At 66.7% G+C, this 26,232-nt stretch carries 19 protein-coding genes; 12 read left to right on the top strand and 7 right to left on the bottom strand.

Features of this window, described 5'->3' with window-relative positions; genetic code table 11:
- Positions 1-94 precede the first annotated feature (94 nt).
- Positions 95-1,738, bottom strand: coding sequence for an electron transfer flavoprotein-ubiquinone oxidoreductase (locus CCR84_RS11665; protein ID WP_201212455.1), 1,644 nt, complete (start codon positions 1,736-1,738; stop codon positions 95-97).
- 172 nt (positions 1,739-1,910) lie between these two features.
- On the opposite strand from CCR84_RS11665, the gene CCR84_RS11660 reads away from it, so the two are divergent.
- On the top strand, positions 1,911-2,333 hold the full coding sequence (locus CCR84_RS11660; RefSeq protein WP_201212453.1) for an acyl-CoA thioesterase: 423 nt from the start codon (positions 1,911-1,913) through the stop codon (positions 2,331-2,333).
- Between the two features lie 64 nt (positions 2,334-2,397).
- On the opposite strand, the gene CCR84_RS11655 is transcribed toward CCR84_RS11660, so the two are convergent.
- Positions 2,398-3,771: an ATP-binding protein gene (locus tag CCR84_RS11655; protein ID WP_201212451.1), complete on the bottom strand. Its 1,374-nt coding sequence runs from the start codon at positions 3,769-3,771 to the stop codon at positions 2,398-2,400.
- The gene (ompR, locus tag CCR84_RS11650; RefSeq protein ID WP_201212450.1) at positions 3,768-4,487 is read right to left on the bottom strand and encodes an osmolarity response regulator transcription factor OmpR; all 720 of its coding nucleotides are present in this window, start codon (positions 4,485-4,487) and stop codon (positions 3,768-3,770) included. The genes CCR84_RS11655 and ompR overlap by 4 nt, the downstream gene beginning before the upstream one ends.
- 294 nt (positions 4,488-4,781) lie before the next feature.
- Between ompR and CCR84_RS11645 the strand changes: the two genes are divergently transcribed.
- Positions 4,782-5,135: a hypothetical protein gene (locus CCR84_RS11645; protein WP_201212448.1), complete on the top strand. Its 354-nt coding sequence runs from the start codon at positions 4,782-4,784 to the stop codon at positions 5,133-5,135.
- Between the two features lie 249 nt (positions 5,136-5,384).
- On the opposite strand, the gene prmB is transcribed toward CCR84_RS11645, so the two are convergent.
- From prmB to dapC, 4 genes are read right to left on the bottom strand one after another with little or no spacing between them, the layout of a single operon-like run.
- Positions 5,385-6,308: a 50S ribosomal protein L3 N(5)-glutamine methyltransferase gene (prmB, locus tag CCR84_RS11640; protein ID WP_201212446.1), complete on the bottom strand. Its 924-nt coding sequence runs from the start codon at positions 6,306-6,308 to the stop codon at positions 5,385-5,387.
- Complete coding sequence (gene dapE / locus CCR84_RS11635; protein ID WP_201212444.1) at positions 6,301-7,452, bottom strand: succinyl-diaminopimelate desuccinylase; 1,152 nt, start codon at positions 7,450-7,452, stop codon at positions 6,301-6,303. The genes prmB and dapE overlap by 8 nt, the downstream gene beginning before the upstream one ends.
- A 7-nt stretch (positions 7,453-7,459) precedes the next feature.
- Positions 7,460-8,293: a 2,3,4,5-tetrahydropyridine-2,6-dicarboxylate N-succinyltransferase gene (gene dapD, locus CCR84_RS11630; protein ID WP_201212442.1), complete on the bottom strand. Its 834-nt coding sequence runs from the start codon at positions 8,291-8,293 to the stop codon at positions 7,460-7,462.
- A gap of 4 nt (positions 8,294-8,297) precedes the next feature.
- The gene (dapC, locus tag CCR84_RS11625; RefSeq protein WP_201212440.1) at positions 8,298-9,503 is read right to left on the bottom strand and encodes a succinyldiaminopimelate transaminase; all 1,206 of its coding nucleotides are present in this window, start codon (positions 9,501-9,503) and stop codon (positions 8,298-8,300) included.
- A gap of 193 nt (positions 9,504-9,696) precedes the next feature.
- On the opposite strand from dapC, the gene CCR84_RS11620 reads away from it, so the two are divergent.
- The 10 genes from CCR84_RS11620 to CCR84_RS11575 form a co-directional block, all read left to right on the top strand.
- A complete protein-coding gene (locus CCR84_RS11620) occupies positions 9,697-11,727 on the top strand; it encodes a patatin-like phospholipase domain-containing protein (RefSeq protein WP_201212438.1) in 2,031 nt (676 codons plus the stop codon).
- Positions 11,728-12,021: 294 nt separating this feature from the next.
- On the top strand, positions 12,022-12,621 hold the full coding sequence (gene lexA / locus CCR84_RS11615) for a transcriptional repressor LexA (protein WP_201212436.1): 600 nt from the start codon (positions 12,022-12,024) through the stop codon (positions 12,619-12,621).
- A 76-nt stretch (positions 12,622-12,697) separates the two neighbouring features.
- Positions 12,698-13,507, top strand: a complete 810-nt coding sequence (gene imuA, locus CCR84_RS11610) for a translesion DNA synthesis-associated protein ImuA (RefSeq protein WP_201212434.1) — start codon at positions 12,698-12,700, stop codon at positions 13,505-13,507.
- Positions 13,455-15,062, top strand: coding sequence for a Y-family DNA polymerase (locus tag CCR84_RS11605; RefSeq protein WP_201212432.1), 1,608 nt, complete (start codon positions 13,455-13,457; stop codon positions 15,060-15,062). Before imuA ends, CCR84_RS11605 begins: the two co-directional genes overlap by 53 nt.
- A gap of 177 nt (positions 15,063-15,239) precedes the next feature.
- Positions 15,240-18,455: an error-prone DNA polymerase gene (locus CCR84_RS11600; protein WP_201212430.1), complete on the top strand. Its 3,216-nt coding sequence runs from the start codon at positions 15,240-15,242 to the stop codon at positions 18,453-18,455.
- 1,868 nt (positions 18,456-20,323) lie between these two features.
- A complete protein-coding gene (locus CCR84_RS11595) occupies positions 20,324-22,489 on the top strand; it encodes a type I secretion system permease/ATPase (RefSeq protein WP_201212428.1) in 2,166 nt (721 codons plus the stop codon).
- A 2-nt stretch (positions 22,490-22,491) separates the two neighbouring features.
- Complete coding sequence (locus tag CCR84_RS11590; protein ID WP_242508692.1) at positions 22,492-23,931, top strand: HlyD family type I secretion periplasmic adaptor subunit; 1,440 nt, start codon at positions 22,492-22,494, stop codon at positions 23,929-23,931.
- An 8-nt stretch (positions 23,932-23,939) separates the two neighbouring features.
- The gene (locus CCR84_RS11585; RefSeq protein WP_201212426.1) at positions 23,940-24,527 is read left to right on the top strand and encodes a helix-turn-helix domain-containing protein; all 588 of its coding nucleotides are present in this window, start codon (positions 23,940-23,942) and stop codon (positions 24,525-24,527) included.
- A 178-nt stretch (positions 24,528-24,705) separates the two neighbouring features.
- Positions 24,706-25,203, top strand: a complete 498-nt coding sequence (locus CCR84_RS11580) for a retention module-containing protein (RefSeq protein ID WP_201212424.1) — start codon at positions 24,706-24,708, stop codon at positions 25,201-25,203.
- Between the two features lies 1 nt (position 25,204).
- Positions 25,205-26,232 (top strand): VCBS domain-containing protein (locus CCR84_RS11575; protein WP_201212422.1); only part of this gene is annotated, 1,028 nt, incomplete at its 3' end.

Raw genomic sequence — 26,232 nt, 5'->3', positions numbered from 1 at the left:
CGAAGATTCCATGGCTGGGAGGGCCGGAACCCGCGCAAAAAAATGCGCCGTCCAAGAAGACGGCGCATTGTGGACGGTAGATGTTACCGAAACGTTACATGTTCGGGTAGTTCGGTCCCTCGCCACCTTGGGGCGCGACCCAGGTGATGTTCTGCGTCGGATCCTTGATGTCGCAGGTCTTGCAGTGCACGCAGTTCTGCGCGTTGATCTGCAGGCGCGGCTTGCCCGCTTCGCCGTCGCGGACGATCTCGTACACGCCGGCCGGGCAGTAGCGCTGCTCGGGCGAGTCGTAGACTTCGAGATTGACCTTGATCGCCTTCTCGGGGTCGGCGAGTTTCAGGTGGCAGGGCTCGTCTTCCTCGTGGTTGGTGTTGGAGAGGAACACCGAGGTGAGGCGGTCGAAGGTCAGCTTGTTGTCGGGCTTCGGATAGGCGATCGGCGAGCAGGCGGAGGCCGGCTTCAGCTTCACGTGGTCGGCGGTGTTGTGCAGCGTCCACGGCGCACGTCCCCGGAACACGATCTGGTCGATGCCGAACATCAGCGCGCCGACGGTGAGGCCCTTGCTCATCCACGGCTTGAAGTTGCGGCCTTCGTAGAGTTCCTGGTAGAGCCAGCTGTTGCGGAAGGCCTCGGGATAGGCGGTCAGTTCGTCGCCGGAGCGGTCGGCGCCGAGCGCGTCGAAGCAGGCCTCGGCAGCAAGCGCGCCCGACTTGATCGCACAGTGGCCGCCTTTGATGCGCGACGCACTCAGGAAGCCTGCGTTGTCGCCGATCAGCACGCCGCCGGGGAAGGTCAGCTTCGGCAGCGACTGCAAGCCGCCGGCAACGATCGCGCGCGCGCCGTAGGTGAGGCGCTTGCCGCCTTCGAGGAATTCGCGGATGCGCGGATGGGTCTTGTAGCGCTGGAATTCCTCGTAGGGCGAGAGGTAGGGGTTGGTGTAGCCGAGACCGACGACGAAGCCGACCGCCACCAGTCCGTCGTTCATCTGGTACATGAAACCGCCGCCGTAGGTGTCCGGCTCGAGCGGCCAGCCGCCGGTGTGGATGATCAGTCCGGGCTGGCGCTTCTCGGGGACGATCTCCCACAGTTCCTTGATGCCGATCGCGTAGGTCTGCGGGTCGGAGTTCTCGTTCAGCTTGAAGTGCGCCTGCAGCTGCTTGCCGAGCTGGCCGCGACAGCCTTCGCCGAAGAAGGTGTAACGCGCGTGCAGTTCCATGCCGGGCTGGAAGGCCGGGCCTTCGCTGCCGTCCTTGAGGCGGCCCATGTCGCCGGTGGCGACGCCCTTGACCGAGCCGTCTTCGTTGAACAGCACTTCGGTGCCGGCAAAACCGGGGTAGATCTCGACGCCGAGTTCCTCGGCCTGCTGGCCGAGCCAGCGGCACAGCGCACCCATGCTGATGATGTAGTTGCCGTGGTTCTGGAAGCACTTCGGCAGGAGCGAGTGCGGGATCGGCAGTTCGCCGTTCTCCTTGAGGATGTACATCCGGTCTTCGCGCGCTTCGGTTTCCAGCGGTGCACCACGCTCGCGCCAGTCGGGAATCAGTTCATCGAGCGCGCGCGGGTTCATCACCGCGCCGGAGAGGATGTGGGCGCCGATCTCGGACCCCTTTTCGATCAGGCAGACATTGACTTCGCGTCCAGCCTCTGCCGCCAACTGCTTCAGACGGATCGCTGCCGAAAGCCCGGACGGCCCCCCGCCGACGATCACGACATCGTATTCCATTGCTTCGCGTTGCATCCCGTTCCTCCCGTCAAGTCTTCAGTTGGTGGCTTGGTCAGACCGTGTTTGATTTGTCTTCTTGACGCGGTTGACAATACGGTATCGTATGGAAAAAATCGACCCTTCGTCAAGCCTTAAAAGAGCAGCGCAGCGAATCCTGCGCGTCATCAACCGGTAACGAGGAATCCACATGCAAACCACCGACAAACCCGTTTTCACCACGCTGATCCCGATGCGCTGGGGCGACATGGACGCGTATGGTCACATCAACAATACTGTCTTCTTCCGCTACATGGAACAGGCGCGTTGCGAGTGGCTGGAAAGGGAGGGGATCGTCGTCGCCAAGCAGGGAATCGCGCCGGTGATCATCAACGCTTCCTGTACCTTCCTCGCCCAGCTCAATTATCCGGGGACGGTCGAAGTGAGGATGTTCCTCGGCGAGCCGGGACGCAGCAGCCTGCCCTCGCATTACGAGATCCGGGTGCAGGGGGAGGAGAAGCTGTACGCGACGGGGGACGCGAAGATCGTCTGGATGGACGCGGAAACCGGCAAGTCGGCACCGATCCCCGACCCCCTGCGCGCGAAACTGCTCACTTCTGGGGTTAGGGGTTAAGTGCTAGGTGTTAGGAGTTAGGAGTTAGGACCTAACACCTAACACCCAACACTTCCGTCGCGCTTCAGTCGGCTCGCGCCGGCAGGCGCAGGCGGGCGATCAGGCCGCCGCCGGGGCGCGGGAGCAGGTCGAGGCGGCCGCCGTGCTGGCGGGCGATGCGATCGACGATGGCGAGCCCGAGCCCCGAGCCGCTGGCGTCCGAGCGTGCGTTCTCCAAGCGCGTGAACGGCTGTTTCAGGCGCTCGCTCTCGCCCTCGGGAATCCCCGGTCCGCGATCGAGGACCTCGATCAGGCGGTCGCTGCCGCGCCCGGGCTTCCTGCCGGCGCCGGCGTCGAGGCGGGTGAGCAATTCGATCTCGCCGCCCGCGTACTTGCGCGCGTTCTCGAGCAGGTTGTCGAGCGCACGCGCCAGCGCCAGCGGGCGAAGCGGCGTCGGCGGCAGTCCGCCGGGCGTGAAGCGGACGTCGGCACCGGAGCGCTGCGCGCGCGCGACGCTCTCGGCCGCGAGCGCGTCGATGTCGGCAGCGGCGTCGATCGGTCCGCTCTCGCCACGCGCGAATTCGAGGAACTGCGCGATGACCGCGTTCATCTGCTCGATGTCGGCCTCGACGGCGGCACGCGCCTCGCTGTCGGCGATCGACATCTCGGCCTCCAGGCGCAACCTGGCCAGCGGCGTGCGCAGGTCGTGCGAGATGCCGGCGAGGGTCTCGGCGCGTTCGTCATCGAGGCGGCGCAGGTCATCCGACATGCGGTTGAAGGCCTGCGCGAGTTGCTGCATCTCGCGCGATCCCTCCTCGCGCAGCGGCTCGGGACGACGTCCGCGCCCCAGTTCGCCGGCGGCGGCGGCGAGCGCACGCAGCGGCGCGCTGATGCGCGAGACGATCAGCCAGGCGACCAGCAGGCCGGCGGCGAGGATCAGTCCGCCCCAGACCAGCCAGGGCCACGGGAAATGCTGCTCGGCACGGGAAACCGGCAGCATCAGCCAGAATTCGTCCTCGATGTTCTCGGCCACCTCGCCCCGTTCGGCCATCCCGGGCGGTTCGAGGTGGAAGCTCACCCAAAGTCCGGGCTGATCGTTCACCGCGCTGGCGAAGCGCGTGCGCGGGTCGAGTTGCTCCAGTGCGAGCACGCGAAAGCGCTTCTGGAAAGGACTGTCGGGCGGCGCCGCGATGCGGTCGCCGTTCTCGGCCGGAAAGACGCGCACGCCCTCGCGCTCGTCGAGCTCGCGCAGCAGGTCACGCCGCCGTGCCGGTTCGGCGGCGATCACGGCGGCGCGGGTCAGGTTAACGACGCTCGCCGTCAGTTGCGCCAGCTGGCGGGCGCGCGGCTCGCGTTCGGCGAGCGCGAACAGCACCAGCCACGAGGCGACGACAAAGGAGAGCAGCAGGCTGATCAGCAGGAAGGTGCGCGCGAGCAGCGTGCGCGGGATGAAGCTCATGCCGGCGGCGGGGTATCCGGGACGAAGACGTAGCCGTGACCCCACACCGTCTGCAGATAGCGTGGCTTGCTCGGGTCGGGTTCGATCAGCTTGCGCAGGCGCGAAACCTGGACGTCGATGGTGCGGTCGAAGGGGCCCTGTTCGCGCCCGCGCGCGAGCGTCATCAGGCGGTTGCGCGACAGGGGCTGGTGCGGGTGCTGCAGGAGCGCGCGCAGCACAGCGAACTCGCCGGTGGTCAGCGGGATGATTTCCTCACCGCGGCGCAGCGTGCGTGCCGCGAAGTCGACCTCGACGCCACCGAACGCCAGGCGCTCGGCTTCGACATCGGGTGCGCCCGGTGGCGGAGCGGCACGGCGGCGCAGGACGGCGTTGATGCGGGCGACCAGCTCGCGCGGGTTGAAGGGCTTGGGCAGGTAGTCGTCGGCGCCCATCTCCAGTCCGACGATGCGGTCGACCTCGTCGCCGCGCGCGGTGAGCATGATGACCGCCTGCTGCGGGTCGGTTGCGCGCAGGCGACGACAGATCGACAGGCCGTCCTCGCCGGGCAGCATCAGGTCGAGCACGATGAGGTCGAAGCGCTCGCGGTCGAGGCGCTGGTCCATCGCCTTGGCGCTCTCGGCGGTGCGCACGACGAAGCCTTGCTCGCCGAGATAGCGCTGCAGCAGGTCACGCAGTCGGTTGTCGTCGTCGACGACGAGAATTTTGACTTCAGCCATTGCGGAATCCTAAACGGAATTCGCCCTTCGCAGGAAGAGCCGGAAAAGTTTGGCAACGATCGGCCACGACTCGAAACGTAACGTAGACGAAAGTCTGCGGCGTCCCGGTGAAGCGTAAAAGTTTGTTCCATACGCTGTCGAAAGCGCAATAGCCGGGTCAGAATACAGTGCTGAGCAGACCGTGAATCGCTGCTCGTGTTGATGCAAGGCTTGAAATTGTGTGAGGGTAGGGTGATGAGTGAGGCGACGCGCTTGCCGCTGCTGCGGATACGTCCACCAACGAGGAAGATGCCGTTGCGCAGCTGTTGGCGCCGACACACCGCCGTGCGCAGCCTCGCGCTCATGCTGCTGCTGGCCAGCCCGCTCATGCTAGCCGGAACGGCTGACGCAGACGCTGCCGAGTCAGGACGCCGACACCAGGGAAAGCGGGCAGATGTGCAGGCGCATGACTTCGCCGGCCAGTCCGCAGGCCAGCCGGCACGGAACGACAGCCAGGCTGCCGGCAACGCGACGCCCGCCACGCATGGAGCGCTGGCCTCCCAGGAAACTCCCGAGGCCTCGCGTCCGCTGCGCTTCTCTTCCGAAGAAAGACGCCGCCTGCGCCGCGACCTGCACGAGGCCGGCCGCGACCTCTACGCACCGCGCTGAAACTTGCGAAAGCGCTTCAAGAACAGGCTGCAAGGCCATGTTTCACAAGGCTTAGAACAGCTCTGCGGCTGCCGCTGCTCCGCGTAACTTTCGCACCTGCATGTAAAAAGCACTTGGCCACGAAATGCACCAAAACTGATCCAGGTGCCTCGACCTCGGCCGCCAATAAGCCGATGAACTAAACACTAGCCGGCTGCAAATTCGTGTTCGTGGCTTTCGTGTTTTTCGTGGCTGAAAAGAGGTTTCCGATCAGAGGTCTTCGCGGCGCAGCAGGAAGACGTAGCCTTCGCCGGCGTGGGTGTCGAGCCAGGTGAAGGGCAGGGCAGGGAAGGTGGATTCGACGACTTCGCGGTTGTGGCCGATCTCGACGACGAGCAGCCCGCCCGGATTGAGCCGCGCCTTCGCCTCGCGCAGCAGGATGCGCACGATGTCGAGCCCGTCTTCGCCTGCAGCCAGCGCCAGCACCGGTTCGCGGCGGTACTCCTCGGGCAGTGCGCGCATGGCGGCGGCGTCGACGTAGGGCGGGTTCGAGATGATCAGGTCGTAGCGACGATCCTCTTCCAGTTCGGTGAAAAGGTCGGAGTGGATCAGCTGCACGCGCCCGTGCAGGCCATAGTCGGAGACATTGCGTTCGGCGACCGCGAGCGCGTCCGTCGAGATGTCGACGGCGTCGACCACGGCTTCGGGAAAGGCGAGCGCGGCGATGATGGCGAGGCAGCCGGAACCGGTGCACAGGTCGAGCACGCTGTCGACGGCCCAGGGATCCTCGATCCACGGCGCGAGCTGCTCGTCGAGCAGTTCGGCGATGAACGAACGCGGGACGATGACGCGCTCGTCGATGTAGAAGCGGTGTTCGCCGAGCCAGGCTTCGTTGGTCAGATAGGCGGCCGGCACCCGCTCGAGGACGCGACGGCGGATCAGTTGCAGCACACGCGCACGCTCGACCGTCGTGATGCGCGCATCGAGGAAGGGTTCGAGCCGGTCGAGCGGCAGGTGCAGCGCGTGCAGGATGAGATAGACAGCCTCGTCCCAGGCGTTGTCGCTGCCGTGGCCGAAGAAGAGCCCGGCTTCGTTGAAACGGCTGACGGCGTAGCGCAACAGGTCGCGCAATGTGAACAGCTCCTGGCGTGCTTGCGTCGAGAGTTCGGATTTTTCGATGGATTTGTCAGGCATGGTCGGGCAGCAGTCTTTCCAGTAGGCGACGATAGACGGCCGCGAGACGCGGCAGGTCGGCGATGGCGACGTTCTCGTCGATCTTGTGAATGCTCTCGTTCACCGGGCCGAGTTCGATCACCTGCGGGCAGATCTCGGCGATGAAGCGACCGTCGGAGGTGCCGCCGGTGGTCGACAGCTCGGCGTCGATGCCGGTTTCCTCTCGGATCGCGGCCAGCGCCGCCTCGACCAGCGTCGCGCGCGGGGTGAAGAAGGGACGCGCGCCGAGCGTCCACACGATCTCGAAGTCGAGCCCGTGGCGTTCGAGGACGGCGACGAGGCGCGCCTTGAGGCTTTCCGGCGTGCTCACCGCGGCGAAGCGGAAGTTGAAGAGGACCTCGACGCTGCCGGGGATCACGTTGCCCGCACCGTTGCCGGCGTGGATGTTCGAGACCTGCCAGGTCGTCGGCGGGAAATACTCGTCGCCCGCATCCCAGGTGGTGGCCGCCAGTTCGGCGAGCGCCGGCGCGACCTGATGGATCGGGTTCCTCGCCAGTTGCGGGTAGGCGACGTGGCCCTGGATTCCCTTCACCGTCAGCCGGCCGGTGAGCGAACCGCGGCGACCGTTCTTGACCGTGTCGCCGAGTCGGAAGACGGCGGTCGGCTCGCCGACGACGCAGTAGTCGATCGTCTCGCCGCGCGCGCGCAGCGTCTCGACGACGGCGACGGTGCCGTCGACGGCGTCGCCTTCCTCGTCGGCAGTGACGAGGAAGGCGATCGATCCCGCATGCCGCGGGTGCGCGGCGACGAAGTCCTCGACGGCGACGACGAAGGCGGCAAGCGAGCTTTTCATGTCGGCAGCGCCGCGTCCGTAGAGGCGACCGTCACGCCGGGTCGGCGTGAACGGGTCGGACTGCCAGCGCTCGGGCGGGCCGCTCGGGACGACATCGGTGTGGCCGGCGAGGCAGACCAGCGGCGCGCTCGAACCACGGCGCGCCCACAGGTTCCTGACGCCACCGCGTTCAATCGTCTCGCAGACGAAGCCGAGCCGCTGCAGGCGCTCGGCGATCAACTCCTGGCAGCCGGCGTCGTCGGGGGTGACCGAGCGGCGTGCGATCAGCGCTTCGGCGAGCGCGAGGACAGGTTCCTGCGTGCTTGCGGACATGGGGCGATCAGTCGCCGCGCAGCAGTTCGTTGATGCTGGTCTTCGAGCGCGTCTGCGCGTCGACCTGCTTGACGATGATCGCCGCGTACAGGCTGTAGGCGCCGCCCGCCTTGGGCAGGCTGCCGCTGATCACGACCGATCCGGGCGGGATCTTGCCGTAGGTGATTTCGCCCGTGGCACGGTTGTAGATCGGCGTGCTCTGGCCGAGATAGACGCCCATCGAGATCACCGAATTCTCGCCGACGATGACGCCTTCGACGACTTCCGAGCGCGCGCCGATGAAGCAGTTGTCCTCGATGATCACCGGGCCGGCCTGGATCGGTTCGAGCACGCCGCCGATGCCGACGCCGCCGGAGAGGTGCACGTTCTTGCCGATCTGCGCGCAGGAACCGACCGTCGCCCAGGTGTCGACCATGGTGCCTTCATCGACGCGGGCGCCGATGTTCACGTAGGACGGCATGAGCACGACGTTCTTCGCGATGAACGAGCCGCGACGGGCGGTCGCCGGTGGCACGACGCGGAAGCCGCCGCGCGCGAACTGTTCGGCCGTGTAGCCGGCGAACTTGCTCGGCACCTTGTCGAAGTAGCGGGTTTCGCCGCCTTCCATCAGCTTGTTGTCTTCGAGGCGGAACGAGAGCAGCACCGCCTTCTTGATCCACTGGTGCGTCACCCATTCGCCGTCGATCTTCTCGGCAACGCGCAGGCTGCCGTCGTCGAGGCAGGCGAGCACCGCAGCGACGGCTTCGCCGATCTTGGCCGGCGCCGTGCCGGGGCTCAGGGTGGTGCGCGCTTCCCAAGCGTCTTCGATGATCTGGCGGGTGGCGAGGAGGTCTGCGGTCATGGTTTCAATCCTGGAGTTTCGAGGTGAATGAACGGATACGCTCGGCGGCTTCGAGGCATTCGGCGAGCGGTGCAACGAGGGCGATGCGGGTGAATCCCTGTCCGGGATTGACGCCGCCGGCTTCACGGGCGAGGAAGCTGCCCGGCAGCAGCATCACGTTGTATTCGGCGAGCAGGCGCCGGGCGAACTCACGGTCGTCGCCCGGCGTCTTCGCCCAGAAGTAGAAGCTCGCGTCGGGACGCTCGGCACCGAGCGCCTCGGCGAGGATCGGCGTCACCGCGTCGAACTTCTCGCGGTAGCGGCGGCGGTTGTCACGCACGTGCGCCTCGTCGCTCCAGGCCGCGACGGAGGCGACCTGCACCGCCGGATTCATCGCGCAGCCGTGGTAGGTGCGGTAGAGCAGGAAGGGCTTCAACACCGCCGCGTCGCCGGCGACGAAACCCGAGCGCAGGCCGGGAACGTTGGAGCGCTTCGAGAGGCTGGAGAACATCACCAGGCGCTCCCAGCCGCGACCGAGCCGCTGCGCCGCCTGCAGGCCGCCGAGCGGCGGGCTGGCCTCGTCGAAGTAGATCTCCGAATAACACTCGTCGGCGGCGATGACGAAGCCGTAGCGGTCGGCGAGTGCGAACAGCCTTCGCCAGTCCTCGAGGTCGAGCACCTTGCCGGTCGGGTTGCCCGGCGAGCAGACGTAGAAGAGCTGGACGCGCTGCCATTCGGCCTCGGACAGGCTGTCGAAGTCGAAGGCGAAACCGTTCTCGGGCAGGGTGTTGAGGAAGCGTGGCTCGGCGCCGGCGAGGAGGGCGGCACCTTCGTAGATCTGGTAGAACGGGTTCGGGCAGACGACGATCGGCGGGCCGCCGCGCGCAGCGGTCGGGTCGATGACTGCCTGGCAGAACGAGAACAGCGCCTCGCGCGAGCCATTGACCGGTATCACCTGCGTCTCCGGGTCGACCGGGCCGACTTCGTAGCGGCGCTCGATCCAGCGCGCGATCGCACCGCGCAGCTCGGGGCTACCGATGGTCGTCGGATAGTGCGCAAGCCCGCCGAGGCTCGCGGCCAGCGCTTCCTTGATCAGCAGCGGCGTCTCGTGCTGCGGCTCGCCGATGAAGAGCTTGATCTCGGAATGGCGGGTGTTCGGGGTCACCCCCTTGAACAGCTGGCGCAGCTTCTCGAAGGGGTAGGGCTGCAGCCTGGAGAGGTCTGGGTTCACGTTGCGCGTCGGGTTTTGTGAAGCACGAGATTATAAGGGGCAAGCACAGGAGAAGGAAAAATTCCGTCGGCCGCCACGCTGGCCTGCGCGGAATGGGAGCGCTCCCGGAACGCCTCCGTGCTATTCTGAATGCATGAAACGGGCGGGGAGGCCAGCGCTCTTGCCGCAGTCGGCGCCCGTGCGGGAGAAAAGCATGAACACCCATCCCCTTGCCGTCATCGGCCTGTCCATGCTGGTTGCGGGATGTGCCGGCGTCGGTCCCCCCGATCAGTTCATCGGCAACTCCCCGCAGGCGACGCAGGCCATCGAGAGGTGGCGACAGGAGGTCCATGCGCAGGGGTATGCGGGCAAGGAAGAAGCCTGGCAGAACGCGCCGGCAAAGCGCGTCCTGGCCCGCCGCCCGGTCAGCGCCGTCCTCCAGCCTGCGGCTGCGGGCGAACTCGCCGCCGAGTTCGGCGACGAGTTCGCGCTCCTCGGCATCGGTGACGGGAGGAGCACCACCGGCACCCCGCAGGACGCGCTGGGGCTTGCGCTCTCGGGCGGCGGCCCGCGTTCGGCTTCGTTCAGCATCGGCGTCTTGAAGGCATTGCACGAAGAGCGGCGCCAATCCGCAGCGCTGCTCGCCCGCGTGCATTACCTGTCGACGGTTTCCGGCGGTGGCTACGCGGCGTACTGGTATTACAACAACGTGCTCGACAACGGCGCGTGGGCCGACAGGATCTTCGCTCCGGACGATGTGTTCCAGCAGCACCTGCAGAAGAACACCCATATCCTGTTCGACGACGAATGCCCGGTCTCCGCCCGCAATTCCGAGCTTGGCCTGAAAATTTATTCCGGAGTCAGCGCGCTGTTCTATCCACTCACCGGTGCCCTGGCCTGGTTGCCCGGCTTCATCCCCGCCATTCCCCACCATTTCGCCAACACCCTGTTCGACTGGTCCTGGGACAATTCGGTATTCAACGACACCTACCGTACCGGCATCGAAAGGATGTACGGCAGGCTGGCCTTGCCCGGCGCTGCTGCCGGGGCATCCGGCAGCCGCTGCGCCGGCGAGGCCAGGGCGCCGGACCAGGATCTGGCCCGCCAGGGCCCACGCATCGCGGACGGTTCCTGGCTCGATTTCGCCACACTGAGAGCGCGCACGGCGGCATTCTGGCAAGGGCAGTCAGCCGCCGGCGCAACGCCGCCGCTGCCGCTGTGGATCATCAACACCTCGGGCTTCTCCAGCAACTCGGTCTGGGCCAGCAGTGGTGACAAGGACCTTGAAAAGTATCAGTACGAGTTCACCCCGCTCGGTTACGGGTCGGGACTGTTCGGTTATTTCGCACGCAGCGACGGCGAGCATGACCTTGACGAGACGCTCGAACCCGGGAACAAGGGGCCAGGATCACAGGCCGTTTATCCGCATCAGCTGCTGCCCTTCGATGCCGTCAATGCTTCCGGGGCGGCTGTCGATGCCTTCGGCTTCGACAGCATCGGCCAGGAACGTACGGCCAGACTGGCCGCGCACCTCGCCAACTTCAGCCTGGGTACCCAGCTCAACAACCCGATTTTCGGCGAGCAGAACCGGACCGTGCATCGCATGCTGCCGCTACCTTTCTATTACCTGCACGGCAGCAACGATTCCGCCGATTCCCCGGAAATCTATCTCACCGACGGCGGACATACCGACAATCTGGGCCTGTTCGCCCTGGTGCGGCGTGGCCTTGGCAAGATCATCGTCATCGACGCTTCCGAAGACGAGAAGGGACGCTTCGACAGTCTGGCGGAGACCTGCGCCCGCCTGGAAAAGCTCGGCGTGCGCGTCAGCTTCTGCCGTCCAGGCGAAGCAGGCAGCCCGCCTGCAGTGCAGCTCGACATCGACACGCACGACAACGGAGGACGCTTCGTATTCATCGGTCATTACGCTGTGCAAGGGAAGGACTACCCGCCCATCGGTGCGATCGCCTATCTGAAACTGAGCATGCCGAAAGCGGACGGGCAGTGTGCGCAACAGCTCGGCGACGCTGTCCGGCTGACCCTGGAATCGCCCGAGGCGCCGACGCTACCCTGCTCGGTGCAGCAGGCCCATGAGCGGAATCGTCATTTCCCCCATCTGTCGACGGGCAGGGCGACGACCTCGCTGCAGGACTGGCAGTTCATCGCGCTGCGTGATCTCGGCGAGTACCTGACGCTGTGGGCGCTCAGGAGCGGCCAACTGGCTGCCTTCTTCCCTGACGGATGATCCTTAAAACCTCTTTTCATCCACGAAAAACACGAAAGCCACGAAACAAAACATGGGGTTGCGGTCGTTCAGTGTCTAACCCGAAGGCTTGTTTCCACTCAGCGTCGAACCGCATGAACGATTTCGTGTTTTTCGTGCATTTCGTGGCCAACTGCCTTTTTCAGGATGATCCTGGCAGGGTTCTCGGCCAGGGACGCCGGCGGGCGCTGCCGCCGCGGGACGCGACACATCGGGGCTTGCCTTTGCCCGGCAACTGTACAAAAATACAGTCATTCATCACCGGAGCTTGCAGCAATGATCAAGCTGACCCCGCGTCAACAGGAAATCCTCGACTTCATCCGCCAATCGCTGGAGGCCGGCGCGCCGCCGACGCGTGCCGAGATCGCATCGGCCTTCGGTTTCGCCTCGCCGAACGCCGCCGAGGAGCATCTCAAGGCACTGGCGAAGAAGGGCGCAGTGGTGCTCGAACCGGGCTCGGCACGCGGCATCCGCCTGGTCGAACAGCTCGGTCTGCCGCTGATCGGCAGCGTTGCCGCCGGTAGCCCGATCCTCGCCGTCGAGAACGTGCAGGGACGCTACTCGCTCGATCCTGCGCTATTCCGGCCGCGCGCCGATTTCCTGCTGCGCGTGCGCGGCCTGTCGATGATCAATGCCGGCATCTGCGACGGTGACCTGCTCGCCGTGCATCGCACCGGGGAAGCGCGCAACGGCCAGATCGTCGTCGCCCGCCTCGAGGACGACGTGACCGTCAAGCGCTTCCAGCAGAAGGGGCCGATCGTCGAACTGATCGCCGAGAACCCCGATTTCGAACCGATCGTCGTCGATACGCGCGAAGTCTCGATCGCCATCGAAGGCATCGCCGTCGGCCTGATCCGCGGCAGCGAGTCGCTGTAAGGCCGGCAGCGGCTTGCGTGTTCTCCGACTTGCGTAGTTCGCGGCTGCTGCCGACACCTTCTTCCCGTCTTTGCCAATGCCTGCCGCCGTTCATCTCGACGACATCCTCGCCCGTGCCGACGTCTGGCGCGGCGATGCGCTGGCGGCTGCGCCGCAGCCGGGGGTGGCGAGCGGTTTTGCGGAGCTGGACGCCGAACTTCCCGGCGGCGGCTGGGCGCGCGGCGCTCTGACCGAACTGCTGCCGACGCGGACGGGGGTCGGCGAACTGAGCCTGCTGCTGCCGGCGCTGGCGCAGGTCTCCGAGGACGAACTGGCCTGGGTGGTCTGTGTCGCGCCGCCGCATCCCCTGCACGCGCCGGCGCTGGCACAGGGCGGCGTCGCGCTCGAACGTCTGCTCGTCGTCGGCGCTCCCGGTCGCGATGCCGCCTGGTCTTGCGCGCGCGCGCTCGCGACCGAAGGCGTCGGCGCGGTCGTCGCCTGGCTGCCTGCCGCCGACGCGACGCTCTTGCGTCGCCTGCACCTCGCTGCCGAGGGCAGCCGTGCGCTGTTCTTCGTCTTCCGCCCGGGCGCCTGCGCCGCCACTGCATCGCCGGCACCGCTGCGCCTGCAGATCGATGGTGAGGGTGAGCAGCTGCGGGTGAGCATCCTCAAGCGACGTGGCGGCGGCAGGCCGGCGCCGCTGTCGCTGGCCATCCGCCGACCGGCCTCGCTGGCTGCAGCGGGAGCGCAGGCTCAGCCCCCGGCGGCATCGCCCGTCGCCAGGATCGGCGCCGGCAGACGGGCTGCCCCCCCTGCTGCGTCGTCCGATTCCTCGTCACGCCCGGCTTCGCCACATGCTCTGGCTTGCCCTGTTCCTGCCGCGCCTGCCGCTCGACGCGCGTCCTGATCTGCCCTCGGCAGCGGCCTGCCGGCCCCCCCAGCCGCGCGCCGTCGTCGAGCTCGATCGCGTGCTCGTCGCCGACGAGGCAGCGCAGGCGGCCGGTGTCGTTCCAGGACTGCGCCTGGCCAGTGCGCGCGCACGCCTGCCGGAACTGGTCGCGCTGCCGCGTGATCCGGCGCAGGAGGCGGCTGCGCTCGCGCGCCTCGCCTGCTGGGCGGGTAGCTTCACTTCCGAAGTCAGCTTGGCGCCGCCGGCGACGCTGCTGCTCGAACTCTCGTCCTCGCTGCGCCTCTTCGGCGGCGTCGAGGCGCTGTCTGCGCGCATCGTCAACGAGGTCCTGGCGCAGGGCTTCAGCGTTCAGCCGGCACTGGCGCCGACGCCACTCGCCGCGCAGTGGCTGGCCTTCGCCGCCAGACCCGCCGCAGCCGGTTTTCCCGCTGTTGCAGAGTGCGCAAACAACGCGTACTTCGTCTGCCGCGACCTAGCCGCACTGCCACTGCAACTGGGCACGCTGCCGCTGTCGCTGCTCGACTTGGGCGAAGACCGGCAGGCGCGTCTGGCCGCGTTCGGGGCGCGCACGCTCGCCGACGTGCTCGCCCTGCCGCGCGCCGGTCTCGCGCGGCGCGTCGGCGCCGGATTCGCCGCCGACCTGGCGCGCGCGCTCGGCGAACGGCCCGACCCGCGGCCACGCTTCGCCTTTCCGGAGCATTTCCGCGAGGCGATCGAACTGCCGGCACGCTGCGAGAACGCGCCCGCGCTCGCCTTCGCCGCGCGCCGCCTGATCGCAGCGCTGTGCGGCTGGCTCGCCGTGCGCGCGGCCGGGATTCACGAGTGCGTCCTCGAACTGCGCTGCGAACGCGGCAGTGCCGCAACGCCGGCCTTGACGCTGGCACTCACCTTCGCCGCAGCGACGCGCGATCCGGCGCGCATCGCTCGCGTGCTCGACGAACGCCTGGCGCGCTTGCAACTGCCGGCGCCGGTCGAGTCGCTGTGCTTGCGCGCGGACGCCGTGGAAGCGCTCGCCGGGCAGACGACTTCGCTCTTTGCCGCCGCGGGCAGCAATTCCCGTGACCGCTCCGGGGATACCGCCACGGGTGTCGCCGAACTCGTCGAACGTCTGCAGGCACGCCTCGGCGAGCAGTGCGTCTACCGCCTCGTCGCCGTCTCCGAGCACCGTCCGGAAAAGGCGACGCAAAAAGCCGCTTTCCAGCTCGCGCAGCGTGCGCACGCGAAGAGGAGGAAGGCCACCCCGGCTGGCGCCGGCGAGCCCGCGCACGGGGCCGTGCCTGCGCCCGCGGCAGCCTCGCTCGGGGCGCGCCCGCTGTGCCTTTTGCCGGAGCCACAGGCGCTCGCCGAGCAAGGCGGGCGGCCACAACGCGGCGGGCCGCTGCGCCTCGTCGCCGGGCCCGAGCGCATCGAGAGCGGCTGGTGGGACGAGGGCGAGCCGGGGGCCGTCGGCGACGTGCGTCGCGACTATTTCATCGCGCTCTCGGCGCGCGCCGAGTGGCTGTGGATTTTCCGCTCCGACGCGGGCTGGTTCCTGCATGGCCTGTTCGCCTGATCCGGGGCTGTTCCTGCGCAGTGGCTGCGGCAGCGGCGCAAGCATGGACCTGGAAGTTGGCCACGAAATACACGAACGAAAGCATTCGCCGCGTTCGCCGCAGCGAGGAGTCGTGACTTTCGTGTTTTTCGTGGCTGAAAAAAGGTCGTTCACGATGAACCGGATTCCCCCTGCGCCATGAGCCGGCTGCCGGATTACGCCGAACTGCACTGCGTCTCCAACTTTTCCTTCCTGCGCGGCGCCTCGCACCCGGAGGAACTGGTCGAGCGCGCGCATTCGCTCGGTTATGCAGCGCTGGCGATCAGCGACGAGTGCTCGCTCGCCGGCGTCGTGCGCGCGCACCGGGCAGCGAAAGCCGTCGGGCTGAAGCTGATCGTCGGTGCCGAATTCCGCCTCGACGGCACGGTGGAAGGCCATACTGGCGGGCGACTGGTGCTGCTCGCGCAGAATCGAGCAGGTTACGGCAACCTGGCGGCGCTGATCACGCTGGCGAGAAGGCGAGCGGAGAAGGGTTCTTACCGGCTCTTGCGCGGCGACCTCGCCGCCATCGCTCCCGGTGGCGCCGTTCCCGACTGCCTGGCTTTGTGGGTGCCTGCGGTGTCCGCTGCCTCCGTGCCGAACGATGCCGGCCCCGACAGCGCCGCGCTGCAGGCCGAAGGAAGGTTTTTCGCGCGACGCTTCCCCGGCCGTTGCTGGCTGGCGGTCGAACTCCACTCTGCCGGCAACGACGGCGTGCGGCTGGCGACCTTGCTCGCGCTCGCCAGCGCTTGCGGGCTGCCCGCAGTGGCCGCCGGCGACGTGCACATGCACCTGCGCGCGCGGCGTCCGCTGCAGGACGTGCTCACCGCGATCCGTCACCGGACCAGCGTTTTCGCCTGCGGCGCGCGGCTCTTTGCCAACGGCGAGCGCCACCTGCGCACGCGGCTGCGCCTGTCGCGACTCTATCCGCAGGAGCTTCTCGCCGAGACGCAGCGCATCGCCGAGCGCTGCAACTTCTCGCTCGACGAGCTGCGCTACGAGTACCCGGAAGAGATCGTCCCGCAGGGGCAGACGGCGGCATCCTTCCTGCGCGCCGAGACCGAGCGCGGGCTCGCGCGTCGCTACGGCGATGCGGTTCCGGCGAGCGTGCGCGAGCGCATCGAGCACGAGCTCGGGCTGATCGGCGAACTCGCTTACGAGCCGTATTTCCTGACCGTTCACGACATCGTCCGTTTCGCGCGCAGCCGCGGCATCCTCTGCCAGGGACGCGGCTCGGCGGCGAATTCGGCGGTCTGCTACGCCCTCGGCATCACCGAGGTCGACCCGGCGCGCTCGCACCTCCTGTTCGAGCGCTTCATCTCGAAGGAGCGCGGCGAGCCGCCGGACATCGACGTCGACTTCGAGCACGAGCGGCGCGAGGAGGTGATCCAGTACCTCTACGCCAAGTACGGGCGCGAGCGCGCGGCGCTGACGGCGGCGGTGCACACCTGGCACACGCGCGGCGCCCTGCGCGACGTCGGCCGCGCGCTCGGCTTCGAGCCGCCGCAGATCGACGCGCTCGCCGCCTCGCTCTCGTGGTGGGACAAGCGCGAGCAACTGCCCGATCGGCTGCTTTCGATCGGCCTCGACCCCGAGGCGCCGCGCGTCGCCAAGTGGCTCGCGCTCGCCGACGCACTGCGCGGCTTTCCGCGCCACCTGTCGCAGCACACCGGGGGTTTCGTCCTCTCGCGCGGGCCGATCTCGCAACTGGTTCCGGTCGAGAACGCGGCGATGGCCGGGCGCACGGTGATCCAGTGGGACAAGGACGACCTCGACGCGGTCGGCCTGCTCAAGGTCGACCTGCTCGCGCTCGGCATGCTCTCGGCGATCCGCCGCACGCTCGAACTCGTCGGCCTGCGCCTCGATCAGGTGCCGGCGGAAGACCCGGCGACCTACGACATGATCTGCCGGGCAGATACCGTCGGCGTCTTCCAGATCGAGTCGCGCGCTCAGATGGCGATGCTGCCGCGCCTGAAACCGCGCCACTTCTACGACCTCGTGATCGAGGTGGCGCTGGTGCGCCCCGGACCGATCCAGGGCGACATGGTCCATCCCTACCTGCGGCGGCGCGACGGCAGCGAGCCGGTCGAGCCGATGAGCGAGGCGATTGCCGGCGTGCTCGGGCGGACGCTCGGCGTGCCGATCTTCCAGGAGCAGGTGATGCAGCTCGCCGTCGTCGCCGCTGGTTTCACGCCGGGCGAGGCCGACCAGTTACGCCGCGCGATGGCCGCCTGGCGCCGCAAGGGCGGGCTCGAACCCTTCGAGCAGAAGCTGATCGCCGGCATGCGCGAGCGCGGCTACCCGGAAGACTTCGCGCTCCGGCTGTGCGCGCAGATCCGCGGCTTCGGCGAATACGGCTTTCCCGAGTCGCATGCCGCGAGCTTCGCGCTGCTCGTCTATGTCTCGGCCTGGCTCAAGCGGCACCGCCCCGACGCCTTCCTCTGCGCGCTGCTCAACAGCCAGCCGATGGGCTTCTACGCGCCGGCGCAACTCGTCCGCGACGCACGCCGGCACGGCATCGAGGTGCGCCCGGTCGATGTCTTGGCGAGCGCGGTCGAGGCGAGCCTGGAGGCCACGACCGCGCCGATGGTCGGCGAGACGGATGGCCGGGAGGCAGGAGCGGCAGGCGGGCCGTGCGGGTGCGCCGTCCTCGTGGCGACGCGTGTCGTCTGCGCAGTCCGTCTCGGCCTCTCCAGCGTCGGCGGACTGGTCAGGGCCGCGGCTGCGCGCATCGTCGCCGCCCGCCGCGAGCGCGCCTTTGCCGACGTCGACGACCTCGCCGCGCGTGCCGCCCTGGCGCGCTCCGACCTCGACGCGCTGGCTGCCGCCGGCGCGCTGGAGCGGATCGCGGGACACCGCCGGCAGGCGGCGTGGGCGGCGGCAGCGGCCCCGGTGCAGCGCGACCTCCTGTCCACGGCCGCGGTCGCCGAGCCGGTACCGCTCCTCGTTCCGGCGAGCGAAGGCGAGGAGATCGTCGCCGACTACGCTAGCCTCGGCCTCACCCTCGGCCGGCACCCGCTGGCCTTGCTGCGCGATCGCCTGCGTGCGCAGCGCTTCCTGTCGGCGGCTGAGCTGCGCGCGGGCAAGGACCGCCAGCTCGCGCGCGCTGCCGGCATCGTCACCTGCCGGCAGCGGCCGGGGACCGCGAGCGGAATCGTCTTCGTGACCATCGAGGACGAGAGCGGGCTTACCAACGTCGTCGTCCATGCGCCGCTGGTCGAGCGGCAGCGGCGCGAACTGCTCGGCGCGCGCCTGCTCGGCGTCTTCGGGCAGATCAGCCGGCAGGGCGAGGTCGTCCACCTCGTCGCCAAGCGGCTGGTCGATCTTTCCGCCTGGCTTGGTCGTTTGACGACCGGGAGCCGCGACTTTCATTGATTTTTGTCGGGATAACGTGAAACTGCGGAGGAACGAGGCAAAGACGCTGCCCTGAGCAGCAGCCCGTCATTGCAAGCCCGCAGGGCGTGGCGATCCAGTACGTAGGTCTCGCATCGTGAAGGGCGTAGAGACAGAAGAACGAACTGGATTGCCACGGCGCTACGCGCCTCGCAATGACGGCAGTGCCAGGAGTGCATGGAGAGGGTTTCAGAGCGTAATCGTCATCGCGAGCCCGCAGGGCGTGGCGATCCAGTACGTAGGTCTCGCATCGTGAAGGGCGCAGAGACAGAAGAACGAACTGGATTGCCACGGCGCTACGCGCCTCGCAATGACGGCAGTGCCAGGAGTGCATGGAGAGGCCCTGAGAGCGTAATCGTCATCGCAAGCCCGCAGGGCGTGGCGATCCAGTACGTAGGTCTTGCATCGTGAAGGGCGCAGAGACAGAAGAACGAACTGGATTGCCACTGCGCTTCGCGCCTCGCAATGACGGCAGTGCCAGGAGTGAATGGAGAGGCCCTGAGAGCGTAATCGTCATCGCGAGCCCGCAGGGCGTGGCGATCCAGTACGTAGGTCTTGCATCGTGAAGGGCGCAAAGACAGAAGAACGAACTGGATTGCGACGGCGCTACGCGCCTCGCAATGACGGCAGTGCCAGGAGTGCATGGAGAGGCCCTGAGAGCGTAATCGTCATCGCGAGCCCGCAGGGCGTGGCGATCCAGTACGTGGGTCTCGCATCCTGAAGGGCGTAGAGACAGAAGAACGAACTGGATTGCCACGGCGCTACGCGCCTCGCAATGACGGCAGTGCCAGGAGTGCATGGAGAGGCCCTGAGAGCGTAATCGTCATCGCAAGCCCGCAGGGCGTGGCGATCCAGTACGTAGGTCTTGCATCGTGAAGGGCGCAGAGACAGAAGAACGAACTGGATTGCCACTGCGCTTCGCGCCTCGCAATGACGGCAGTGCCAGGAGTGAATGGAGAGGCCCTGAGAGCGTAATCGTCATCGCGAGCCCGCAGGGCGTGGCGATCCAGTACGTGGGTCTCGCATCCTGAAGGGCGTAGAGACAGAAGAACGAACTGGATTGCCACGGCGCTACGCGCCTCGCAATGACGGCAGTGCCAGGAGTGCATGGAGAGGGTCTCAGAGCGTAATCGTCATCGCGAGCCCGCAGGGCGTGGCGATCCAGTACGTGGGTATTGCATCGTGAAGGGCGTAGAGACAGAAGAACGAACTGGATTGCCACGGCGCTACGCGCCTCGCAATGACGGCAGTGCCAGGAGTGCATGGAGAGGGTCTGAGAGCGTAATCGTCATCGCGAGCCCGCAGGGCGTGGCGATCCAGTACGTAGGTCTTGCATCGTGAAGGGCGCAAAGACAGAAGAACGAACTGGATTGCCACGGCGCTACGCGCCTCGCAATGACGGCAGTGCCAGGAGTGCATGGAGAGGGTCTCAGAGCGTAATCGTCATCGCGAGCCCGCAGGGCGTGGCGATCCAGTACGTGGGTCTTGCATCGTGAAGGGCGTAGAGACAGAAGAACGAACTGGATTGCCACGGCGCTACGCGCCTCGCAATGACGGCATTGAAGCGAAGGGCTGCGTTTCATGCTCAGGGGTGGCACGACTCGCCATGATCGTTAGCGCAGCCTAACCCGACACCACCCCCGACTGATCCGCGTGTCTTTGCCGCTCCATGCCCGTATAATCGTGGCAGTCATTACCGATACTTGTATTGCCGGGTTGCAGATGACGGAGCGCTGCAATTACGTTCAGGCGAGTGGCCGCCGGGCCCGGGCTTGCAATCCGCTCCGGTCGGCCAGCCAGGACAGTCTCGTAGGTCGGGTTAGCGTAGCGTAACCCGACACCACTCCTCAATGCATCCATCAGCAATCACTCAGGATCTCCCGGGCAGCGGTACACAGCGTCGCCACGACCCGCTGCTCTCGTGTCTTATTGAAATCGCCCGTTTCCACGGGCGCGGCATGAGCGGCGAAAGCTTCGTCGCCGGGCTGCCTTTGGCCGACGGCAGGCTGACGCCCTCGCTCTTTCGCCGCGCCGCCGAGCGTGCCGGCCTGGTGACCCGCGTTTCGCAACGCCCGCTCGCCGCCGTTCGCGACGAACTGCTGCCGGCGATCCTGCTGCTCAGGGAAAACGAAGCCTGCGTCCTGCTCGGCTGGAACGAGGAGCGCAGCCGCCTGCGCGTGCTCTTCCCCGAGGCCGGACAGGGTGTCGCCGAGGTGGCGCCGGAGACGCTCGCCGATGACTACGCGGGTTACTGCATCTTCGTCCGGCCGCGCTTCCGCTTCGATCGGCGTGCGCCGGAAGTGCGCAAGCCCGTCGATCGGCACTGGTTCTGGGGCGCGCTCTTCGACAACCTGCCGCTCTATCGCGACGTGCTGCTCGCGGCCTTCCTCGTCAATATCTTCGCGACCGTCATCCCGCTGTTCACCCTCAATGTCTACGACCGGGTGGTCCCCAACAGCGCGCTGGAAACGCTGTGGACGCTGGCGATCGGCGTCGTCCTGGTGATCGTCGCCGACTTCGCGCTGCGCATGATCCGCGGTTACCTGCTCGACCTTGCGGGCAAGCGCGTCGACGTCAATCTGTCGGCACTGATCATGGAGCGCGTGCTCGGCATGCAGATGTTGAACCGGCCGGCGTCGGCAGGGTCGTTCGCCGCCAACCTGCGTGCGTTCGAGTCGGTGCGCGACTTCATCACCTCGACGACGGTGACCGCCTTCATCGACCTGCCGTTCGCGCTGATCTTCCTCGGCCTGATCGTCTGGCTCGGCTGGCCGATGGCGATCCCGCTGCTGCTCGGCATGGGCGGACTGATCCTCTACGCGCTGCTGCTGCAGCCGAAGATGCAGGAACTGACCGAGGCGAGCTACCGCGCGACGGCGACGCGCAACTCGACGCTGATAGAGAGCCTGGTCGGCATGGAGGCGATCAAGACCCAGGCCGCCGAGGGCGTCATGCAGCGGAAATGGGAGCAATCGGTCGCCCATCTCGCGCGCGTCGGTGCCGACCTGCGCTACCTGTCCCTGTCCGTGGTCAATGGCAGCGCCGCGGTGCAGCAACTGGTGACGGTCGGCATGCTCATCGTCGGTGTCTATCTGATCGCCGACCACCAGCTGTCGCAGGGTGCTCTGATCGCGACGGTGATGCTGTCCTCGCGCGCGCTCGCGCCGTTCGCGCAGATCGCCGGCTTGCTCGGCCAGTACCAGAACGTCGCGATGTCCTTGTCGGCGCTCGACCGGGTCGTCGCCCAGCCGCTGGAACGGAGCGAGACTACTTCCTACGTCAGCCGCGAGCGGATCGCCGGCGCCATCGAGTTCAAGCGCGTCAGCTTCGCCTACCCCGGCGAGAACTCGCTCGAGGTGCTGCGCGAGCTCTCCTTCCGCATCGCGCCTGGCGAGCACGTCGGCATCATCGGCAAGGTCGGCTCGGGCAAGTCGACCTTGAACCGGCTGATCCTCGGTCTCTACCAGCCGGGCGCGGGCAGCATCAGGATCGACGGCGTCGACAGCAGGCAGATCGACCCGGCCGAACTGCGCCACGCGATCGGCTACGTGCCGCAGGACGTGACCCTGTTCTACGGCACGCTGCGCGAGAACATCACGATCGGCATGCCGCAGGTCGAGGATCACGCCATCCTGCACGCCGCCGAGCTCGCCGGGCTGCAGGAAATGGTCGGCAGTCACCCGCAGGGCTTCGACATGATCATCGGCGAACGCGGCGAATCGCTCTCCGGCGGGCAGCGGCAGTCGGTGGCGATCGCACGTGCGCTGGTACATGAGCCGAGCATCCTGCTCCTCGACGAACCGAGCAGCGCGATGGATCATTCGACCGAGGAAGCCTTGAAGAAGAAGCTGGCTGCCTACGCGCGCGGCCGCACCCTGCTGCTGGTGACGCACCGCAATTCGCTGCTCGACCTGGTGGACCGTCTGATCGTCATCGATCGCGGCCGGGTCGTCGCCGACGGACCCAAGCAGCAGGTGGTCGCCGACCTCGCGGCCGGCAAGGTGGGAAGGGGCTGAGCATGAGCGAGAGAACCCCGACCATGCAGCCCGGGAAAGGCAGCCGGAAGCGCGCTTTCCTGAACGGCCTCGGGCTGGATCAGCTCAATCCCTTCGCCCGGCGTGCGCTCGATCCGTATGCGGTCTATCGCCCGGAGGACGGGATGCTTGGGCGCGACTTCGTCGCCGATGCCGACGCAGCGATGATCGCGCAGGATCCGCTGCGCGCGCGCCAGGTGTTGCGGCTGGTCGGCGTCACGCTCGTCGTCGCACTCGTCTGGGCGGCGATCGCCGAGGTCGACGAGATCACCCGCGGCGACGGCAAGGTCATTCCCTCGCGGCAGTTGCAGGTGGTGCAGAGCCTCGACGGCGGCATCGTCCGCGAAATCCTGGCCAAGGAAGGCGATACGGTCAAGGAAGGGCAGGTACTGCTGAAGATCGACACGACGCGCTTCATGTCGAGCTTCAAGGAAAGCCGCGCCACCTACCTGGCCTTGCTGGCCAAGTCGGCGCGCCTCTCCGCCATCGCCGAAGGCGGCGAATTCGTCGCGCCGCCCGAATTGCTCGCCGAGGACCCCAGGCTGGTCGAGCAGGAGCGCAGCCTCTACCTGAACCGCAGGGCCGAACTCGATTCGCAGCTCGGCATCGCCCGCCAGCAGTTGTCGCAGCGCAACAACGAACTGAACGAGGCGCGTGCGCGCTACGAGCAGGCGACCAAGGGCTACGAGTTCACCGCGAAGGAACTGGCGCTGACCAAGCCGATGATCAAGTCCGGTGCGGTTTCCGACGTCGAGATCCTGCGTCTGGAACGCGATGTCTCGCGCTACGCCGGCGAACGCAACCAGGCGTCTTCGCAGATCAACCGGCTGCAGGCAGCGATCAGCGAGGCCCGGCACAAGATCGACGAGGTCGAACTGGAATTCAAGAACCAGGCGCGCAACGAACTGGCGGAGACGCAGGCCAGGCTGAAGAGCCTGGGCGAGGGTAGCGTCGCCTTGTCCGACAAGGTCAAGCAGGCCGACATCAAGTCGCCGGTCAACGGCACGGTCAAGCGCATCTTCCACAACACGGTCGGCGGCGTCGTCCAGCCGGGCAAGGACATCGTCGAGGTAGTGCCCGCCGAGGAGGCGCTGCTGCTCGAAGCGCGCGTCCTGCCCCGCGACATCGCCTTCCTGCGCCCCGGGCAGCGCGCCAACGTCAAGCTCTCCGCCTACGACTTCACCATCTACGGCGGACTCGACGGCAAGCTCGAACACATCAGCGCCGACTCGGTGCTCGACGAGAAGGGGAACGCCTTCTACATCGTCCGCGTGCGCACCACGCGCCCCGACTTCGGCGCCGATTTGCCGATCATTCCCGGGATGACCGCCGAAGTCGACATCATCACGGGCAAGAAATCGGTCCTGAGCTACCTGTTGAAGCCTGTGCTGCGCGCCAAGCAGTACGCGCTGAGCGAGCGTTGAGGGTAGCGATGGAAAGGAACATCTTCGTTACCCGCAGTCCGCAGCCGCCGGAGCGCTGGCGGCAGGCGTTTCCCGAAGCGGAGATCGTCGTGCGCCTGCCCGACGACGTCGACGCCAACAGCCTCGTCTGGTTGCACAACCTGACCCCGGCGCAGTTGCCCGGCACTTCACCGCTGTCCGGCGCACGCTGGGTCGTCATGCACGACGAACCGTCGGACGAGGGCGGTCTGGCCGCCTTGGCGCAGGGCGCAGCCGCTTACTGCAACGCCCACGCCACGCCCGAACTGCTCAAGAGCATCGCCACCGTCGTCCGCAGCCAGGGGCTGTGGGTCGGCGAATCCTTGCTCAACCGCCTGCTCGGCGGCATCAGCCTGCGCGCAAGCGTACCTCAGGAACAACATCCGGCGCTGACGAGGCTCTCGGAGCGCGAACGCGAGGTCGCGCTGTGCGTCGCGCGCGGAGAGCAGAACAAGGTGATCGCCCGCCGCCTCGATCTGGCCGAGCGCACCATCAAGGCGCATCTGACCAGCGTCTTCGAGAAGCTCGGCGTGCGCGACCGGCTGCAACTCGCGCTGCTCTTGAGCAAGTCCGACTAGACCGGCTGCCGGCACATCGTCGCCACGAGCTGCGCGGTTCTCGCGGAGCCGGGCCATACAAAAGCCCGCCAGGCAGGCTTGAGGATTCCCTGCCCCATGCCCTTTTGGGCAATGGCATTTTTTAATTCCCGGTAATAAATTCGAAGGCATCTTAAAATGCTTTCGGGGTCGGGAAATCATGGCAGAGAGCAGCGCAACGGTCGCCTACGTCAGTTTCATCGAAGGCGAAGTGAAGGCACGTGATGCCAAGGGGCAGATTCGCATCCTGCAGCTGAACGACCCGATCCACGAAGGCGACGTCCTCATCACTGGGCAGTTCAGCACGGTCGTCATCGCGCTCGCCGACGAGACGACGCTGACTCTCGGCGAGCAGCAGATCCTCGCCGTCGACGAGCAAGTAATCACCAGTTCCCCGGATCCCTCCGCCGCCAGCGTCAGCACGCTGGAATCGAGCGAAGCGGAAACGGTCATCGAGATTTTCGGGCTTGAGGCCGATCGGGAACTTGCCGAGCGCAGCTTCGACTCCTCGCCGGGTGAGGATCCTGGCAGCGGCCCGAACTTCGTCAATCTGTTGCGCATCGTCGAGGCGGTGCCTGTTGCCGCTTATGAATTCCCCACCAATCCGACGGGGACGCCGCCGGTGATCGAGGGGTTCGCGGGGGGGAGTGCCGACTGAGTTGTATGTTCAGCGGGCGGAGGATTCCGTTTATGAGGCGGGTTTGCCTCAAGGTTCGCAGAGTGGTGGCTCGTCGGCAGCGGTGGGCACGATTGACTTCACCGCAGTTCACGGCTTCAGTGAGGTGTCTATGGCGGGGCACGTGTTGACCACGACACCGCAGAGCTTCGACGGACTCTTCGGCGAACTGACAGCGTGGTACAGCTACGACCCCGTCGCGGGTACTGGTTCGATCTCCTACCGCTACACACTGACGGGCACGACCTCGGGAGACAACACAGCAGATAGTTTCCCTGTAGTGCTCAGCGATGCGTTGGGTAACACGACGATCAACTCGCTGACGATAAACATCGTCGACGACGTGCCCACGGCACGCCCTGATGTCGCAGGTATTGGAGAAGATGCCACAGGAGTGATTACCGGCACTGTGATTGCGAATGATACGTACGGCGCCGATGGTGTTCCTGGTAGCAAGTACGTAACGGGGGTGACGGCTGGCACGCAGACCACGGAAGTGATTGGCGGGGTGGCTGGCGATATCGAAGGTAGCTTCGGCAAGCTGGCCTTGCAAGAGAATGGTAGTTACACCTACACGCTTTACGCCGCATCTGATTCAGGTTCGGCAGCCACACTTGGCTACAAAGCGCTGCAAGCGCTGAGCGCCAATGAGACGCAGCCAGATACATTCAGCTACACGATCAAGGATGCGGATGGTGACTTCAGTACGACGACTCTGACGATCACGGTTACCGGCGTAAATGATGCACCGGTGATCACGGTGGTGGATGTGGCCGGTACGGTGAAGGAAGACACCGCCACGATTGCCGACAACCCGAACACGCAAACCGTGGAAACCGGCGCCTACCTCAGCGATACCGGCTCGGTGACCTTCACCGATGCAGACGCCACCGACCTGTCGGACGCCAGCGTCGCGATCAAGGGCACGGCAGTGGCGAGCACGGGGGCGAGTGTCTCGACCGATCTGGCCACGGCGCTAAGCTCGGCGATGGCGCTCAGCGGTGACATCGC

Source organism: Rhodocyclus purpureus, assembly GCF_016653115.1.
GTDB classification, from domain to species: Bacteria; Pseudomonadota; Gammaproteobacteria; order Burkholderiales; family Rhodocyclaceae; genus Rhodocyclus; species Rhodocyclus purpureus.
Note: the sequence above shows the minus strand (reverse complement) of the source record. Positions and strands in the feature narration are given on the sequence as shown.

Coding starts and splice junctions, on each gene's coding strand:
- CCR84_RS11600 (WP_201212430.1), top strand. CDS start 15,240: ATGAGCCGGCTGCCGGATTACGCCGAACTGCACTGCGTCTCCAACTTT.
- CCR84_RS11665 (WP_201212455.1), bottom strand. CDS start 1,738: ATGCAACGCGAAGCAATGGAATACGATGTCGTGATCGTCGGCGGGGGG.
- CCR84_RS11660 (WP_201212453.1), top strand. CDS start 1,911: ATGCAAACCACCGACAAACCCGTTTTCACCACGCTGATCCCGATGCGC.
- CCR84_RS11585 (WP_201212426.1), top strand. CDS start 23,940: ATGGAAAGGAACATCTTCGTTACCCGCAGTCCGCAGCCGCCGGAGCGC.
- imuA (WP_201212434.1), top strand. CDS start 12,698: ATGCCTGCCGCCGTTCATCTCGACGACATCCTCGCCCGTGCCGACGTC.
- CCR84_RS11605 (WP_201212432.1), top strand. CDS start 13,455: ATGCTCTGGCTTGCCCTGTTCCTGCCGCGCCTGCCGCTCGACGCGCGT.
- CCR84_RS11580 (WP_201212424.1), top strand. CDS start 24,706: ATGGCAGAGAGCAGCGCAACGGTCGCCTACGTCAGTTTCATCGAAGGC.
- CCR84_RS11655 (WP_201212451.1), bottom strand. CDS start 3,771: ATGAGCTTCATCCCGCGCACGCTGCTCGCGCGCACCTTCCTGCTGATC.
- lexA (WP_201212436.1), top strand. CDS start 12,022: ATGATCAAGCTGACCCCGCGTCAACAGGAAATCCTCGACTTCATCCGC.
- ompR (WP_201212450.1), bottom strand. CDS start 4,487: ATGGCTGAAGTCAAAATTCTCGTCGTCGACGACGACAACCGACTGCGT.
- CCR84_RS11620 (WP_201212438.1), top strand. CDS start 9,697: ATGAACACCCATCCCCTTGCCGTCATCGGCCTGTCCATGCTGGTTGCG.
- dapD (WP_201212442.1), bottom strand. CDS start 8,293: ATGACCGCAGACCTCCTCGCCACCCGCCAGATCATCGAAGACGCTTGG.
- prmB (WP_201212446.1), bottom strand. CDS start 6,308: ATGCCTGACAAATCCATCGAAAAATCCGAACTCTCGACGCAAGCACGC.
- CCR84_RS11590 (WP_242508692.1), top strand. CDS start 22,492: ATGAGCGAGAGAACCCCGACCATGCAGCCCGGGAAAGGCAGCCGGAAG.
- dapE (WP_201212444.1), bottom strand. CDS start 7,452: ATGTCCGCAAGCACGCAGGAACCTGTCCTCGCGCTCGCCGAAGCGCTG.
- CCR84_RS11595 (WP_201212428.1), top strand. CDS start 20,324: ATGCATCCATCAGCAATCACTCAGGATCTCCCGGGCAGCGGTACACAG.